We start from the raw sequence: 15,042 nt of genomic DNA on the forward strand, positions 1-15,042 counted from the left end.
GCCGTCAGGGAGCCAGCAGGGCGGTCACCGTCATGCCCGCCAACTCCCTGACGTCGCGCGCCAGATGGGCCTGGTCGGCGTAGCCGGTCCGGGCCGCCGTCTCGGCGAGCGGGACGCCGGAGCGGGCCAGTGCGAGGGCGCCCTGCATCCGCAGGATGCGGGCGAGCGTCTTGGGACCGTAGCCGAAGGCGGCCAGCGAGCGGCGGTGCAGTCGGCGCGCGCCGAGGCCGACCGCCGCGGCCGTGGCCGCGACCGACCGGCCGGCGGCGAGCGCGGCGACCACGGCCCGGATCTGCGGGTCCTCGGGCTGCGCCGCGGCCGCCAGGCGCAGTGCCAGGGCCTCCAGTGCGACGGCCGGGTCGGACGCCGCGTCGATCCGTTCGGTGAGGCGCCGCACCTCGGCTCCGGGCCGCAGATCGGACAGGTCGACCCGGCGGTCCCGCAGCTCGTGCGCGGGGACGCCGAGCAGTGCGGGCGCGGCACCGGGGCGCAAGCGCACACCGGTCCACGGGCCCGTCAGGCCCGGTCCCGGGCGGAAGGCCCGGGTGTCCGGGCCCGCGACGAGCAGCCGACCCGGCGTCCACAGCAGGTCCATGCAGCCGTCAGGCAGCACGGGCCCGGCGGTGTCGGCGCCCGTAGGTCCGACAGCCCGCTTCGTCCAGACGACCGCGCCGGGGACCCGGGACGCACGCTCGACGTACTCCCAGGACATGGGGCGAAGGCTACGCGCCCGCGCCGGGGAGCGCCCGGGAGCGCCGGTGTCGGGGTCGGCTGAACACCGCCGACCCCGACCCCAGCCAAGCCCCGGCCCCGGCCAAGGCCCCGGCCCGAGACCAGGACTCCGGCCAGGGCGACGGCGGCTCAGCCGACCACCTCGACCGCCGGCTCCGCAACCCCCGGCTCCGCAACCCCCGGCTCCGCAGCCCCCGACTCCGCGGCCCCGTTCCCGGCGGCCCCGTTCCCGGCACTCTCCGCACCCCCGCCGCGCATCAGCACCAGGGTGAGCGCCGCGGCCGCCACGACCGCAACGCCGCCCACCGTGAACGTGGTGGAGGTGGCGGTGTTGAACGCCTCGCGGGCGGCCGCGACCAGTGCGCCGTCCCCCGTGGAGCCGGCGACGGCGAGCGCCCCGGTGATGTCGTGGCGCGCGGTCTCGGGCGCACCGGCGGGCATCGCGCCGGTGTAGGTGCCGGAGAGCACGGTGCCGAGGACGGCCACGCCGAGCGCGGCGCCGAACTGCTGGACGGTGTCGTTGAGAGCGGAGCCGACGCCCGCGTGCTCGCCGGGGATGGCTCCCATCAACGCGTTGGCGGCGGCGGGCATGGCGAGGCCGGAGCCGGCGCCCAGCACCAGCATGGCCAGGGCGACCTTGGTGAAGCCGTCGCCGACCGAGAGGGTGGCCAGCAGCCCGAACCCGCCCGCAATGAACAGCATGCCGACCGCGGTCAGCACCCGCGCCGGGACCTTCTTCCCGACCGCGGCGCCCACCCCGTTGAACACCAGCGAGGCGACGGCCAGCGGGATGAAGGCCAGTCCGGTGTCGGTGGGCGAGAACTCCAGCACGAACTGCAGGTACTGGGTGAGCACCAGCATCAGTCCGCCGGTGGCGAAGGTCAGCAGGACGAGCGAGAAGCTGGCGCCGGTGAACACCCGGTTGCGGAACAGCTTGAGCGGGACCATCGGCGAGTCGGTGCGGACCTGCCGGACGGCGAACCCGGCCAGCGCGGCCACGGCGACGACGAGCGCGCCGAGCGTGCTCGCGCTGGTGAGGCCGTCGCGGGGCAGCACGACGATCGACCAGACCAGCGCCACCATGCCGACCATCGACAGCACCATGCCCGGCAGGTCGGGCCGGCGCCACGGCCCCCTGGACTCGGGCATCAGCAGCACCGCCGCGAGGATCGCGACCGCCGCGACGGGCAGGTTGAGCAGGAAGACCGCGCCCCACCAGAAGTGCGCGATCAGCACGCCGCCGAGCACCGGCCCGCCGATCAGGCCGACCATGGCCACCGCGCTCCAGGCGGCGATGGCCTTCGGCCGCTCGTCGGCGTCGAAGACGGTGATCAGGATGGACAGCGTGCTCGGCATGACCAGTGCGCCGCCGACGCCCATCAGGACGCGCCCGGCGATCAACTGACCGGGACTGTCGGCGACGGCCGCGACCAGCGAGGCCGCGCCGAACAGTGCCAGTCCGACGATCATCACCTTCCGCCGCCCGTAGCGGTCGGAGAGGCTGCCCGAGGTGAGCAGCAGGCCGGCGAAGACCAGGATGTACGAGTCGATGATCCACTGGATGTCCTGCGCCCGGGCCTTGAGGTCCTCCGCGATCGGCGGGATGGAGACCGTGAGGACCATGTTGTCGATCACCAGCACCAGGCTGCTGAGACAGAGCACGACCAGGATGAGCCAGCGCCGCGGATTCCGTTCCACCGCGTTTCCCCCTTCGAACTTCACGTACGGCGCGTGCGCCACGTACGTCACGAACTCCTCGGGCCTCGCGGGCATCGCGAACCCCGGGATCTGCATCGGCGCGCAGGCCGTGGCCGCGCGGGTGGTCGTCCGCCGTTCGGCCGGAGCCGTGCGGAAGTCGGCGCGGGCACACCGTCCGCCGTCCCCACAGGTTCGGTGTGCGCCGCTCCGAACACTGTACGGAGCCCGCACAGTGTTCGCAACGCCGTACAGTGTGCGGAGCCACTTATGCTGAACCCGACGGAGCCCGGACGGGCGATCGCAGGTGAGCACCAGTGACGAGGAGGGCCGGATGGCGGCCAAGCCGGAGGACGGTACGTCGGGCATCCCGACGCTGTGGACCCGACCGCAGCGACCCCGCCGGGACCAGCCGGCCCTCAGCCGCGAGCAGATCGTGACCGCGGCCCTCACCCTCCTGGACAGCGACGGCATCGAAGCGCTGAGCATGCGCAAGCTCGGTGCCCGCCTCAACGCCGGCGCCACCTCGCTGTACACCTACGTCGCCAACAAGGACGAGCTGCTCGCGCTCGCCGTCGACCAGGTCTTCGCCGAACTCCCTCTACCGGAGCCGACCGGCGCCGACCGCATCGGCGACGCCGGCGGTGACCCGAAGGTCTGGCGCACGGCCATCGAGGAGGTCGCCGAGGGAGTGCGCGCGGCCATCCTGTGCCACCCCTGGATGGTGTCGGTGATCGGCGACGTCGGGATGGTCTACTTCGGCCCCAGCTGGATGCGGCTGTCCGAGGCGTTCCTGGCGCTGCTGGAGGACTCAGGACTCGACCTCGTCGACGCCAACGAGGCGATGGGCGTCGTCATCGGCTACACCATCGGCGCGGCCACCGTCGAGGCCGCCTGGCTGAGCGCGCTGGCCAAGCGGGGTCGGGAGGAGCAGGAGTGGATGGACCAGCTCCTGCCCGCCGTCATCGAGGCCACCAAGGACCACCCACGACTGCACCGGCTGTACACCACGCAGGTCGACCAGGAGATCGAGGCGGGCCGGGACTCCTCCTTCCTCAGCGGCGTCCGGCTGATCCTGGACGGGATCGAGGCCGCGTGGGCGGCCCGGTCCACCGACCGCGAGGGCCGGGCCTGACAGCCGGAGCCCGAGGAGAAGAACCCGGGAAAGGGCCGGGAAGGACCGGAAACAAGACCCGGGCGTCGAACCCGGCCACCGGAGGCGATCCCCAACCCCCTCCGGATCACCGCTCGTTGAGCGCCTGCACCTCCGCGTACCCCGGCACCGCCCCGACCGGCCCGCCCGAGGCGACCGCGCCGGCCGCCGCCACCGCCGCCGCCAGCGCGGCGCGGTACAGCAGCGACCCGAGGCTGACCCGGGCCACCCCGAGCGAGGCCAGCTCGGCGAGGCCCGGACCGGCCGGCGTCCAGAGGATGTTCAGCGGGACGGCGAGGGCGCCGACCACGCGGCCGATCACCGCCGGATCGGCCAGCCCGGGGACGAACACGCCGTCCGCGCCCGCTCGCCGGTACGCCTCCAGACGCCGGAGGGTTTCCGGCTCGGGGTCGTCCTGCGCACACCAGTAGGTGTCCGTACGGGCGTTCACGAACAGCTCCGGCACGGCCGCCTTCACCGCCGCGACCTTCGCCGCGTGGACGGCGGCCGGCGCCAGGGTGCCGTCCGCCCGGCCGTCCTCCAGGTTGATCCCGACCGCCCCGGCCTTGGCCAACTCCACTGCCAGTGCGGCGACTTCGTCCGGGTCGTCACTGAAGCCGGACTCCGCGTCGACGCTGAGCAGGAAGCCGCCGCGGCCGAGCCGCCGCGCCAGCCGTACGGTCTCCGCCCGGGTGGCTGCCGCGCCGTCGGGCAGCCCCGCCGCGGCCGCCACGCCCAGGCTGGTGGTGCCGATCGCGGCGTGGCCGGCCTCGGCGAGGGCGGCGGCCGAGGCGTGGTCCCAGGCGTTGGGGAGCAGCAGCGGCCGTCCGGGGCGGTGGTGCAGAGCGGCGAAGGGGGTCATGGTGGGGCCTCCGTGATTCATCTGTCCTCCGGGGTTCGTCTGCTCGTACGGGCCGCACAGGCTCCTGCGCGATCCGCGATCCGCCATCCCGTGCTCACGCACTCACATGCTCATGCACTGCTTCTGCGCCACCGGCGCCGGCGGCCGGAGGTCCCCCACCGAGTCCGCGTAGTACCCGGACCCCGCGACGTGGCGGACGATCCGCCGGAAGCTCCAGCCCGTACCCGGCGAGTCGTCCAGGTACGCCTCCGGCAGCGCGGCCACCCGACGGGACCAGATCCCGGCCAGCCGGGTCAGCCGGCTGCGGGCCTCGTCCAGGTCGGCGGCGGTGAACGGGGCGAGGTCGGCCGGGGTGGTGACGCTTGAGGCGTGCCAGTGGTCGGGGTCGGTCGGCTCGCCGGACAGCCTGGCGTCCCACTCCGCGAGGTGGTCGAGGAGGTGGTCGGTGACCCGCCGAACCGCCTTGTGCGGCGTGTAGGTGCGTCCGTCGGCGTTGACGACCGGACGGCCGTCCCAGGCGGTCCAGGTGGCTGCCAGGGCGAGTACGTGGTCGACCATCTCCGGTACCAGTACGGCGAGTTCGGCCTTCCCGGCGCCCCTCCCGGCCTCCGCGCCGCGGTCCGCCGGCTCCACGGCCACCGCATCGCGGTCCACCGGCTCCGGCTCCGGCGCGGGGTCCGCGGGATCGGAGGCCCCGAACAGGATGCCCTCGGCGATGACCAGCGCGTGCGAACGCCCCGGGCAGAGGCGGGGCGGCGCGCCGAACCCGAGCGCGACGCCCTCCGGCGCCTGCGCCTGTGCGGCCGCGATGTCCAGCACGACGTGCGTCCCCGCCGGTACGGCGGCCCCGCCGACCTCGGTCGCCCGGGCGGCGAGGCGGCGCATCACCCGCACCGGCGGGTCCTCGCGCAGCGCGCCGGTCGGTCCGAGCCCGTTCCGGCGGGCGTGCTCGACCAGCGCGGCGGTGGCGTCGCAGGCCTGGACGAGCAGGCCGATCCGGTTGGCGGCCGTCTCTTCGTCCGGGTCGCCCATCGCGGGCAGCAGCCGGGCCACCGCCGCGTCCGCCGCCGGGTCGTCCTGCGCGTCCGCGAAGTACGACCGGGCGACCGTCGCGACGTCCCGCGCCACGGCCTCCGGGTCCGCCAGGCCGAGCGCCGCCGCCAGCACCCGGACCACCCGCAGCCGCACGTCGGGCTCGAAGCCGGCCGCTGCGGCCACCCGCAGCGCGGCGGGGTCCAGCCGCTCCAGGTCGGCCAGCACCAGCGCCCGGCGCCGGGCGTGCGTCCCGCCCGAGCTGAACCGGGCGACGGCGGCCCGCAGCCGGGCCACCCCGGCCGGCCCGCCGGGGGCGACGGGCGCGGCCGGCAGCGGCACCAGCGCCGGGTCGGCCAGGGCCGCCGTGACGTCGTCGTAGCGGGAGAAGGTCGTGGTCGCGCGGTCGGAGACGGCTGTCGGTTCGCTCATGCCGTCATCGTGGCCCCGGGTCGTTTCGGCCCCGGCCGAAACGTGCCGGAGCGACCATGGAGCCATGCCCCCGCAACCGCAAGCACGACCGCACCCTCAGCCGCACCCGCAGCCACAGCCAGAACCGCGCCCCGCCCGTTCCCCGGCTCCCCGCCCGGCCCGGCGCGCCGACCACGGCGGCGCGGCGATCTCGGCCCTCGCGGCCCTGCTCGCCGACCCCACCCGCGCCGCCTTCTGCTCCGCACTCCTCGACGGGCGCGCCTGGACGTCCGGCGAACTGGCCCGGCACGCGCGCGTCGCGCCGTCCACGGCCAGCGAGCACCTGTCCCGGCTGATCGCGGGCGGCCTGCTGGCCGAGGAGCGGCAGGGCCGGCACCGCTACGTCCGGCTGGCCACGCCCGCCGTGGCCACCCTGATCGAGGACCTGACCTCCTTCGCCGAGGGGGCCGGCGGCAACGGCTCGCCCGCGCCCCGCACCCTGGGCGAGGCGACCCGACTCAGCGCCGAGGCCCGCGCCCGGACCTGCTACGACCACCTGGCCGGCCGCCTCGGCGTGGCCGTCGCCGACGCCCTGCTCACCCGCGGCCTGGTCGCCGACGAGTCCGGCCTCGCCGTCACCGAGCGCGGCCGGGACTGGCTGGCCGCGCAGGCGATCGAGCTGCCGCCGCGCGCGGGCCGGCGCGGCGGACGCCCGGTGGTGCGTGGCTGCCTGGACTGGACGGAGCGCCGCAGCCACCTCGGCGGGGCTCTGGGCGCGGCGCTCTGCCGGACCGCCCTGGACCGGGCCTGGGTGGAGCGGATCGGCTCCGGCCGGGCCCTGCGGGTCACCCCGGACGGCAGCCGGGCACTGCGCGACCTGCTCGGCGTGGAGATGCCCTGACGGCCTTCCGAGCGGCGGCCCCGCGCGCGGCCCGGGCCGTCTCCGGCGGCCTCGCCCGGCCTGCCCTCACCCCATCGACTTCGCCCCGTCCAACGACTCCCGGATGATGTCCGCGTGCCCGGCGTGCTGGGAGGTCTCGGCGATCAGGTGCAGCAGCACCCGCCGGACCGACCAGGTCGCGCCCGGCTCGAACCACGGCGCCGGCGGCAGCGGGTGGGCCAGGTCGAGGTCGGGCAGGGTCCTGACCAGTTCGTCCGTCCCGCGCGCCACCCGCTCGTACTCGGCGAGCAGCCCGGCCAGCGTCTCGCCCTCCACCATCCGGAACTGGGCTGCCCACTCCTCGGCGGCGCCGGACCCGCCCGGGTCCCCGTCCCCGGCCCGCATCGCCTCCGCGCCGCCGGTCATGAACCGCACCCAGCGCGCCTCGACCGCCGCCACGTGCTTGATCAGGCCGCCGAGGCACAGTGCGCTGACCGTGGTCCGCTCGGCCGCCTGCGCGTCGGTGAGGTCGCGGACGGTGCGCCGCAGCAGACCGCGGTGCTTGTCGAGCGTCTCGACGAGTTCCTCGCGCTCGCTCATCGGACGCACCCCGACGGCCGCGCGCCCCACGGGCGCTGCCCGGACCGGCGCGTCCCCATCAGGCCTCCACCGTGCCGGGCGTCTCGCCGACGGTCCGTCCGAGGTCGATCAGCCCGAAGGCCGCGCCTTGCGGGTCACCGACCGCCGAGAACCGGCCGAACGGGCTGTCCATCGGCCCGAAGTACACCTTGCCGCCGCGCGCCGTCAGCCGCTCGATCGCGGCGTCGACGTCGTCCACGGCGAAGTAGACGCTGACGTACGAGGGGGCCTCGGGCGGCAGGAAGTCGCCTTCCGCTCCCATCCGGCCCAGTACCGGCCGGTCGCCGACCTGGAACATCCGGTAGTCGAACTCCTCGGAGTCCATCTTCCGCACACCGTACGGAAAGACCGCCGGGAAGAAGGCGTCCGCCTTCGCGGGCTCGCGGGTCACCACTTCGGCCCAGCTGTACGCGCCGGGCTCGCCCTGCTTCTCGAAGCCCTCGTGCCGCCCGGCCTGCCAGACGCCGAACACGACTCCGCCCGGGTCCTTGGCGATCACCATCGTGCCGAAGTCGCCGACCTGCATCGGCCCCATGACCACCTCGCCGCCGTTGGCGCGGATCCGCGCGGCGGTCGCGCCGGCGTCCGGCGAGGCGAGGTACAGGCACCAGGCGGACTGCGCCTGCTGGCCGGGCATCGGCGGAACGACCGCGGCGACCGCCTTGCCGTCCGAGTACGCCTGTGTGTAGTTCCCGAACTCCGACGAGCTCTCGCCGAAGGTCCAGCCCAGCACGTCGCCGTAGAAGGCCTTCGCGCCCTCCAGGTCGGTGAACATCGCGTCGGCCCAACAGGGTGTGCCCTCAGGTAGCGCAGCCATGTCTCTGCCCTCGTGTGCGGCGAATGCGCGCACCGGAAGGCGCACGCCGGCCCCCGACTCGCCAGCCTAGCCACGACGCGGCGCACCCGCGCGGGATGGCCCGCACGGGTGCGCCGGACGCCCACCGTCAGCCGCGACGACCCCGACCGCCGCGACTGCGACCGCACCGACCGCCGCGACCGCCCCGACCGCCCTGACCGCTCAGTGCTCCGTCACCGCCCCGCTCAGCGGCGGCCGCAGCGAGGCCGTGCCCAGGCCGGTCGGCCCGAGCGGCACCGGTACCGACGGCACTGCGGCCGCCCGCCGCGCCCGCGTCGCAGCGGCCAGGTCCCGCTCCGCGCCGTAGTGCCGGCGCAGGTCGTCCTCGCCGTACCGGCGGCAGCCCTCGTGCCAGTTCAGGACGCCGGCGAGCCAGTTCTCCAGTTCCTTCACGTATCCGTCGAGGACCTCGCGCACCTCTCCGTCCAGCCCGAAGTCCTCGTACATGACCGGGAGTTCCTTCTGCGCGACGTGCTGGAACTGACTCAGGCGCGAGTGCATGAGGTCGTCGACGATCCGGACCGCCGCCGCGTAGTCGCAGGCGAAGAAGTTCTGCACCACCAGGACGACGTTGTGCAGCTCGCCCTCGTACTCGATCTCCTTCTGGTACGAGAACACGTCGTTCACCATGGCCCCGTAGTCCATGGCGGAGTTCTCCAGCGCCCGCATCGAGCCGTGCCGGTACACCTCCGGCGGCACCTTCCGGCCGTGGCCGAGCCGGCACAGGCTCGCGGTGAGGTCGGAGCCGAAGGTCGCGCGGCGCATCTCCAGGTAGTCCACCGGGTCCGGGACGCGGTTCTGGATCAGGTTGGCGATCTCCCAGACCCAACTCGCCGTCATGACCTCGACGGACGAGCGGAACCGGCTCCTCGCCTCGACGCTCATCGGTGCGGCGGTGCGCTCCCAGATGTCGGCGAGGCCGCGCTCCAGCGCGTTGGCCGGCTCCGGCGCCGGGCTGCCGTCCACCGGCATGAACAGCCCCAGCCGCTCGGTGGCGCGCTTGGCGCCGGCCAGGTCGCGGGTGCGGCCGAAGACCGCCGGGTAGTAGTCGTCGGCCCAGGTGCCCCAAGCCAACCAGGCCGAGCCGATGTCGAGTTGTTCGGCGGTGGCGTCCGGGTGGAGGCCGGCCGCGCAGAGCGCGAGGTCGTAGTCGCGCATCGACGCGGCGTCCCAAATGCCCGATCCGGGCACCACCGGGTCCGCCGCCAACAGGCCCATCCGCTCGGCCCACTCGACCACGCGTTCCCGGGCGCCGTCCAGGTGCGGGCTCAGCGACAGGGTGAACGGCAGCTTGAAATCGGGCAGTCGGGACGGGCCGACGGCCCGGAACGGCACGTGCCCGTGCGAGCGCGCCCGCCGTCCGGCCGGGCCGGCCGCGTCCTTCGCCGCGCGCGCCGCCGTGTCGCCGCCCGCACCGCCCCCGGCCTCCACGGCCTCCACGGCCCTCACGGCCCCGCTGCGCAGGACGTCCAGCGCCGAGGTGCCGATCCCGCCGATCGCGTACTGGTCCCACCGGTTGCCGGAGCCCGGCAGCCCGGGCAGGCCCGGCAACGCACCGCCCGACCCCGGCGCCACCTCGCCGGCCGAACCGGCCGACGCCCCACCGCCGTTCATGTAGCGACTGGAACGCATGTGCCACTCGTGCCCGCCGGACTGCCAGTCCTGCAGGCCCTTGACGTACGCCAAGACCTTCGCTTCACCCTCCGGGTCCAGCCCGGTCTCCGCGAACAGCACCGGCAGTTCGGTGAACACGGTGTTCTCGAACTGCTGGAGCCGGGAGGTGAGCAGGTCGTTGACGGCCTCGGCGGCTTCCTGCGTGGTGCACTCCAGGAAGCGTTCCAGCACCAGGATGCCGTTGCTCAGCTCGCCCTCGTCCTCCACCTCGCGCTGGTACGAGAAGATGTCGTTGCGCAGGTGCACGCCGTCGGAGAAGGCGTCCATCAGCACCCGCAGCGCGCGCGAGCCGGAGACCTCCTTCGGCACCTCGGCGTCGGCGGCGTACTCGACCAGTTGCGCGGACCAGGGCGCCCCGCCGACCTTGCGGCGCATCTCGATGTACTCGACCGGGTTGGCCACCCGACCCGCGTCGATGTTGGAGAGCTCCCAGAGCGACTCGTCGAGCAGGTTGCGGGTGCTCTCGGCGAACCGGGCCCGCCAGTCCTCGCCCATCGCCGGCACGGTGCGCCGCCACAGGTCGGCCAGGCCCGCCTCGACCGGGTTCTCCGGCTCGGGCACCGCGGCGGCCGGGTCGGCCGGCATGAACAACGGCAGCCGGTCCAGGTGCGCCTTGCCCGCCTCCCGGTCGTTGGTGCGCTTGTACATGTCCAGGAAGTGGTCGTCGAAGAAGAAGACCCAGACGTACCAGTCGGTGACCAGCGACAGCACCTCGGCGGAGGCGTCCGGGTGGGTGTAGGCACAGAGCAGCCCGTAGTCGTGGGCCTCCAGGTCGGCCTGGTCCCAGATGCCGGAACCCTCCAACATGCCCATCTCCCGGGCCCAGCCGGTGGAATGGGTCCGCGCCTCGTCCAGGTGTGGGTTGAGGCGTGCCGGGTGCGGCACGTAGAAGGACGGCAGTTCGAACGGCTGGGTCACGGCGGGCGAGCCTTTCTGGACGCGTCGGTTGGACCAAGAATGACCCGCGACCCGGACGCCACACCGGCACAACAGGAACAGTCATATGAGATGACCAAACCGCTCGAACCCAAGCTCGAACCACCGCCCGAGCGACCGGCCAGCCCTGGATCGTACGTACGGTCTGACCCCCACCGCCCCACCCACCCCACCGGAACCACCCGCCCGGCCGAGCGCGCCCACGCCTTCGCGCGCACCCCGCCCCGCCGCGCACCACCCTTCACCACCCCAACCAACACAACACCCGGCCGCCCACCGCTCCGCCCTACTCCCCAGCCTCGTGCTCACCCCTCACCGTCGTTCCGTTCACAGCAGAGCCGTTCACTGGACCGTCGGGCTTCGTGAAGCGCATGCCCGGCCCGCCGGCACGTTCCTCCTCCGGTCCCGGCTGATCGGGCACAACCCCGTCCTCACTCAACAACTTCTCCCGGATCAACCGGGCGTACGCCGGCCGGTCCGCCGCCTCGGTAACGGACGCCACCCGATGCGTGTAGACCTCCCTCGCATCGGAACCCAGCTCCAACCCGACATCGTCCAGCAGCTGCTCCAGCGGTCCGATCACCGACGGGCCCTTGATCGGCCCGGCCGGCCCAGGCGGCGTCCTGGGTCCGAACGGCCCCTCACCGAACCCACCGTTCTCTTCATCGTCGTCCGGGGCCGGGCCCACCCCCGGTACCAGGTGCTCGTACAGGTCGCTGACGGGCACGTCATTGGCCGCCGCAGAGAGCTGGGCAAGCGGCCCGATCATGTCGACGGCCGCCTCGACCTGCTCGTCGTGGCGAGCCAGCCACCAAACGACTGCGCTGCCGGTCGATTTCAGGACATCGTCGCCCAGGTACGCCCGCTTGCTCTGCTCATAGCGCCGCTCGTGTTCCCAGACCTCCTCGGTCTTCCGAACCTCGGACAGCTTGCCCAGCCGGTTGCGATCGTCCTCCGACAGCCTGAGTTCGACCCGCCCGCCCATGGCCTCCACCAGCCCGGACCGGTCCTGGGCCTGCGTCCCGAGCACACCGTTCAAGCGGTGCTGGACCAGGTCGAGCCGCCCCGGCACCTCCCGCTCGGTCACCGACCGGGCACGGTCCAGCACCGTCTCGACCGCCAGGCCGGCCGGATCTGCGTGCACCAGTCCGGTCGCGTTTCGGATCGGACGCCACCACACCGTCGCCGAGAAGTGGAAGTCGTAGTCCGGCACCAGGCTCGGCAACGCCACACCGCTCACCCGGGTCTTCTCCCACGGCGGCTCGTCCGACGGCATCGCCGGAGCCCTCATTGATGCCAGGAGGAGGGCCAGCGACACGGCAACCGCCGTCGGAACCGCCCACAGCCAGACCGGCCACCTGGCGGAGACCCCGAGCAACACGGTCGCCAACCCGGCTGCCAGGGCCAAGCCGACCAGTGGCAGCTTTCCTGTGCCCTTCACAGTCCTCTCCCCCCAATCGCACCAATGAGCGGTTCGACTGCCTGTGCGCGGTCGATCTCCCGGCAGAAACGCGTCGCGACCTCGGCCCGACTCGTGCACCCCGGGCGATCGTCAGAGTCCTTCGCCCACGCGTGAGCAAGCAGGTAGTAGCGATTGAGAGCACCGGTGCAGCCGTCGGCAGCGTCGGTGAGGATCCTCATCAGCCGTTCACCCCCGTCCGGCTTCCAGCGCGCGGCCGACAGCCAGCTCCTGACCCCCGGCTCCCAGTCCTTGGACGATGCGGCTGCTGCCAGCACCCCTCGCCAACCCCGGACGGCCTCCGTGCTCGGCACCCAGTCGGGCAACGGATCGACCAGCTGCAGCAGGATGCCGATGTCGGATCGCACCGGCACTCTCCGCTCCAGCCCGTTGCACAGTCGGTCAAGCAGCCTCAGGTAGAGCCGCTTGTCCCTGCCGACCAGTTCGAGCAATGCGTCCCAGGCGTAGCGCGCGCCCTCTTCGAAGGGCCTCCGGCCGAGGTGGTGCAAGCGAACGAGTGCCTGGTCAGGGTGGTGCGGGGCCATGGCGTCAGCACAGGTGCGCGCCAGGACCTGCACCAGATTCGGCGTCAGCTTCGGCCCGGTCGACCAGTCATAGATCCTCCTTCGAAGCGCCGCACCATGCTCCTCACTCGTGAGCCCGTGCCCCAACACCTGAATCGCATCGGGCAACAACCTGGCTTCCTGCGTCCACGCCTCCACCAACTCTGACAGCACGTGGACATCGCCCACCTTCAGAGCCTGTTCAGTGAACCGGCCGACCAGTCGTCGGCGATCGAGTGCGCCCAGCCACGCCGGCTCCGTGATCACATCTCTGACCCAGTCTCCGAACGCCCTTCTCAGGTCCGGGTAATAGAGCCAGAAGTGGGCACGGACGGCGGCGCCGTACGAGAAGGCCTCGAAGCGGATCTTCTCGTTCCTCACGTCCACCCGGATGTCGCGGAGGCGGTGGGTCAGGTCATCGCGGTCGAGTCGAGGCCGTTCGTCCTCCGGGTGCCCGAGTGTCGCCAACAGCAGATCGCAGGTCTGGGAGACCGCCGGAGCCGACGCCTCCTCCAGCATTGCTGCGGCGAACAACAGCGCCCGCTGGCGTCCATCGGTGATCCCGGCAATCTGCTCAGCAACCTCCGCACCGCGCTTCCGCAAGGCCGCAAGCGCCTTCTCCGCCCAGGTGCCGAAGTCGCCGCCTTCCGGCCGGGCCTCGACAACCAGCTCCGACAGTTGCTGCAACTCCCGCATGGGGGAGCCGTCGAAGAACTGGCTGAGGACCGATTGGCGCAGCTCCGTGCGCGTGGTGTAGATGCCCGCAATCCTCAAGTGCCTGGTCAGCACGCCTGCACCGTCGGGGCGCCCGATCGACACCAGGAGCTGACGGAAGTCCGACCGCAGAAGGTGCCTGTGCTCCCAGGGAAGAACGACAACAAGCCGGGCACGGGAGATCCTCACCTTCTCCCAGAATGTCGCGAGGAAGGCCTGGACCTCGGCGAAATCCCGCTCCGAGGCCGCGGACAGATCGAAGAGGACCCGCTCACCGCCCACCAGCCTGGCCGGCTCGTACTTCACGTCGTCGAGCGAGACCTCGCGAAACCCATCGGTTCTGCCACCTGAGTGGTGCAGCAAGGCGAAGGCAGCGGCACGCCGTCCGGATCCCGAAGATCCCGAGATCAGAACGACTGAGCCAGGATCGTCGAGTCGCTCCGCCGCGTCGCCGTAGCCAGGCGGGCCGACGAACCTCCGCTTCAGCCAAAGTCGCTGGTCAAGCGCAACCCTTTGCGGGTCGCCGCCCGCACGGACCAGCCGCTCGCCTTCGCCCATGTGGTAGTTGATGTTGTACTGCGGACCGCTACCGGTGTGCATCTGCCCCTGAGCGTTACCGACCCATGTCGCATCTCCGTGGTCGCTCACGGTCGCCGACTCTCGCTCTCACCGCGTCCGCCGAAGTCGTTGTTGACGGTTCCGCGTTCGACGTAACTGTTGCCGTCCCCGTGAAACTCGACACCACCGCTGCGGACAGTGGTGTTCTGGGTACCGCTGCCGGTGTGCACTGGTCCGCTCGCGTTGTTGATGAACGTTCCGACATCGCGCCCGACGTTGCCGATTCCTCCGCTCTGGTCGTGCCGGTAGTCCCCGGCCTGCACCACGCTGCCGTTCACCCGCCCGACCTCGTTGTGCGTCTCACGCACTCCCTGCTCCTTCGTGATTCGCCGCTCCGCCTCGGCAAGTCGGGGAATCGCTTCGGCCAAGTCGTCACCGAGGCGCTGGAGACCGGATTCCGCGTCGCGGCTGTCATAGCGTCGGTACTGGCAGTCCGCCAGCTCGGCGATCTCGGAGGGGAGGTCGCGCCGGTCCAACCGCGTCATACGACCGACGAGGACGGGGACGACCAGAGCACCACCCTCGAAGGCCTCCGCGATCTCCCTTCGGGTCCAGTCCTCCGGGTCGTCCAGGGCGCGGCGTCCATCCGCGGTTCGGGCGTCAGCCCACCGCGAACCGATCACGGCGAGGAGCACGCTGCTGCGGCGGACGGCGGTGAGCAGTTCCTGCGGGAAGGGACGACCGATCGGAATCGACTTACTGGCTCGGAATACCTGCTCGGTGCCGAAGCGGCGGGAGAGCTCCCGCTCGATCAGAGTGGCACTCGCTTCCTCGTCGCTGGTTCGGTAGTTGACGAAGATCTCGGGCATGACGAAATC

General features: G+C 72.7%; 11 protein-coding genes and 1 pseudogene. 2 read left to right on the forward strand and 10 right to left on the reverse strand.

Annotated features, from left to right (window positions below; all coding sequences use genetic code 11):
• Positions 1–4: 4 nt before the first annotated feature.
• Positions 5–712 (reverse strand): helix-turn-helix transcriptional regulator, encoded by a 708-nt coding sequence (locus tag AB0D10_RS09690; protein ID WP_360253719.1) that lies wholly within the window; start codon positions 710–712, stop codon positions 5–7.
• 149 nt (positions 713–861) lie between these two features.
• Positions 862–2,505 (reverse strand): MFS transporter, encoded by a 1,644-nt coding sequence (locus AB0D10_RS09695; RefSeq protein WP_360253721.1) that lies wholly within the window; start codon positions 2,503–2,505, stop codon positions 862–864.
• A gap of 229 nt (positions 2,506–2,734) precedes the next feature.
• On the opposite strand from AB0D10_RS09695, the gene AB0D10_RS09700 reads away from it, so the two are divergent.
• The gene (locus AB0D10_RS09700; protein WP_360253723.1) at positions 2,735–3,562 is read left to right on the forward strand and encodes a TetR/AcrR family transcriptional regulator; all 828 of its coding nucleotides are present in this window, start codon (positions 2,735–2,737) and stop codon (positions 3,560–3,562) included.
• Positions 3,563–3,668: 106 nt separating this feature from the next.
• Here the strand turns inward: AB0D10_RS09700 and AB0D10_RS09705 are convergent.
• Together AB0D10_RS09705 and AB0D10_RS09710 are read right to left on the reverse strand one after the other, a co-directional pair.
• A pseudogene (locus tag AB0D10_RS09705) lies at positions 3,669–4,439 on the reverse strand (isocitrate lyase/phosphoenolpyruvate mutase family protein); the annotation flags it as partial.
• 105 nt (positions 4,440–4,544) lie between these two features.
• A complete protein-coding gene (locus AB0D10_RS09710; protein ID WP_360253725.1) occupies positions 4,545–5,906 on the reverse strand; it encodes a hypothetical protein in 1,362 nt (453 codons plus the stop codon).
• Positions 5,907–5,970: 64 nt separating this feature from the next.
• Here AB0D10_RS09710 and AB0D10_RS09715 point away from each other — a divergent pair, with 64 nt between their 5' ends.
• Positions 5,971–6,786, forward strand: coding sequence for a winged helix-turn-helix domain-containing protein (locus tag AB0D10_RS09715; RefSeq protein ID WP_360253727.1), 816 nt, complete (start codon positions 5,971–5,973; stop codon positions 6,784–6,786).
• A 66-nt stretch (positions 6,787–6,852) separates the two neighbouring features.
• On the opposite strand, the gene AB0D10_RS09720 is transcribed toward AB0D10_RS09715, so the two are convergent.
• From AB0D10_RS09720 to AB0D10_RS09745, 6 genes are all read right to left on the reverse strand, one after another.
• Complete coding sequence (locus AB0D10_RS09720; RefSeq protein WP_360253729.1) at positions 6,853–7,365, reverse strand: DinB family protein; 513 nt, start codon at positions 7,363–7,365, stop codon at positions 6,853–6,855.
• 58 nt (positions 7,366–7,423) lie between these two features.
• A complete protein-coding gene (locus AB0D10_RS09725) occupies positions 7,424–8,221 on the reverse strand; it encodes a VOC family protein (protein WP_360253731.1) in 798 nt (265 codons plus the stop codon).
• 201 nt (positions 8,222–8,422) lie between these two features.
• Positions 8,423–10,852, reverse strand: coding sequence for a terpene synthase family protein (locus AB0D10_RS09730; RefSeq protein ID WP_360253733.1), 2,430 nt, complete (start codon positions 10,850–10,852; stop codon positions 8,423–8,425).
• A 304-nt stretch (positions 10,853–11,156) separates the two neighbouring features.
• On the reverse strand, positions 11,157–12,146 hold the full coding sequence (locus AB0D10_RS09735; protein ID WP_360253735.1) for a hypothetical protein: 990 nt from the start codon (positions 12,144–12,146) through the stop codon (positions 11,157–11,159).
• Between the two features lie 161 nt (positions 12,147–12,307).
• The gene (locus AB0D10_RS09740) at positions 12,308–14,254 is read right to left on the reverse strand and encodes a hypothetical protein (RefSeq protein ID WP_360253737.1); all 1,947 of its coding nucleotides are present in this window, start codon (positions 14,252–14,254) and stop codon (positions 12,308–12,310) included.
• Entirely contained in the window at positions 14,251–15,033 is a 783-nt protein-coding gene (locus tag AB0D10_RS09745; protein WP_360253739.1) for a toll/interleukin-1 receptor domain-containing protein, read from the reverse strand. Before AB0D10_RS09745 ends, AB0D10_RS09740 begins: the two co-directional genes overlap by 4 nt.
• Positions 15,034–15,042 lie beyond the last annotated feature (9 nt).

It is taken from the genome of Kitasatospora sp. NPDC048545 (genome assembly GCF_040651155.1).
Taxonomy (GTDB): Bacteria; Actinomycetota; Actinomycetes; order Streptomycetales; family Streptomycetaceae; genus Kitasatospora.